Annotated in this window: 2 protein-coding genes; one reads left to right on the top strand and one right to left on the bottom strand. The window is 37.4% G+C overall.

The features are described 5' to 3' along the window. Window positions 1–371: 50S ribosomal protein L16 (locus tag AOG54_RS03730; protein WP_055032441.1), on the top strand; the 371-nt coding region annotated here is incomplete at its 5' end. 102 nt (window positions 372–473) lie between these two features. Here the strand turns inward: AOG54_RS03730 and AOG54_RS03725 are convergent. Next, window positions 474–1210, bottom strand: a 737-nt coding sequence (locus AOG54_RS03725) for an agmatinase family protein (RefSeq protein WP_055032440.1), incomplete at its 5' end; no start/stop codon positions are given.

The following is a 1210-nucleotide window of genomic DNA, read 5'->3' as shown; positions in this document are numbered from 1 at the left end:
CATGCCAGATAAGGCATACAGCCCTTGAGGCTGCAAGGATATCGGTAAACAGAAAGCTTTTGGATGCGGTTGGTGCATCCGGATATTTCCTCCATATAAGACCATACCCACATCAGGTCATAAGAGAGCATAAAATGGCCACAGGTGCTGGTGCAGATAGGATATCAAGCGGTATGAGGCTTGCCTTTGGAAGGCCAGTTGGTACTGCCGCAAGGGTTCACCCTGGAGAGATAATTATGGTTGCAAGGGTTGATGCTGCAAATGCAAAATTATTAAAGGAGGCTTTAAAAAAGGCTTCCATAAAGCTGCCCACACCATGCCATGTTGTTATTACCAAGGGCAAGGAACTCTCAGGTAAACTTGGCATATAAATAATTCAAAATTTTTGGCATTAATTTTTATAATAATTTACATTATAAAGATAAAATCATATTTTTATTTCAATGGCCAAGGATAGGCATTGTGTAAAAATTTTATTTAATATTTTTATTTAGAATTGCTTTTTCCCTGCTTGCAATAAAATCCTGTATAAGCTTGGCGGCAAGCATTGAGGTGTTTCCATTGTCATACAGTGGTGTCATTTCATTAATATCAAAACCTATAATTTTATCTGAAATTGATGTTAATATCGACCTCACATCCACTGAGGAAAGACCGTATGGTTCAGGTGTTCCCACGCCTGGTGCATATGCAGGGTCTATGCCATCCATATCTATTGAGAAATAAACACTATCAGATATGCTGTTTTTAATTTCGCTTATAACATTTGATATTCCAGATTCGCGCACCTCATTTGCTGTTATAAATCTTACATTTTTATAGTCAGGCGATGTGATTTCCTCAAGCGAGGTGGATCTTGTACCGACAGAAATTATTTTATTTGGGCCCAGTATTTCAAGGGCACGCCTTGTTACACATGCATGATTATATTTATTATCAAAATAGGAGTCACGAAAATCTGAATGCGCATCAATTATTACCATTGATACATCCTTAAGATTCCTTAGTGCACCAACGGTAATTGAATGTTCACCGCCAATCATTACAGGTATTTTTCTATCATTAAAAATAATTCTTGTTACATCCTCAACCTCACTAAGTACATAGGAAACATCCTCGTAAACAGGAAGGTCCCCAAGGTCAGAGATTTTACACTGTGTTAAATCTATACCATAATTTGGCTCAAACGATTCAAGGTTATCATATGCAA

The sequence above is a fragment of the Acidiplasma aeolicum genome (assembly GCF_001402945.1).
Taxonomy (GTDB): Archaea; Thermoplasmatota; Thermoplasmata; order Thermoplasmatales; family Thermoplasmataceae; genus Acidiplasma; species Acidiplasma aeolicum.
Note: the sequence above shows the minus strand (reverse complement) of the source record. Positions and strands in the feature narration are given on the sequence as shown.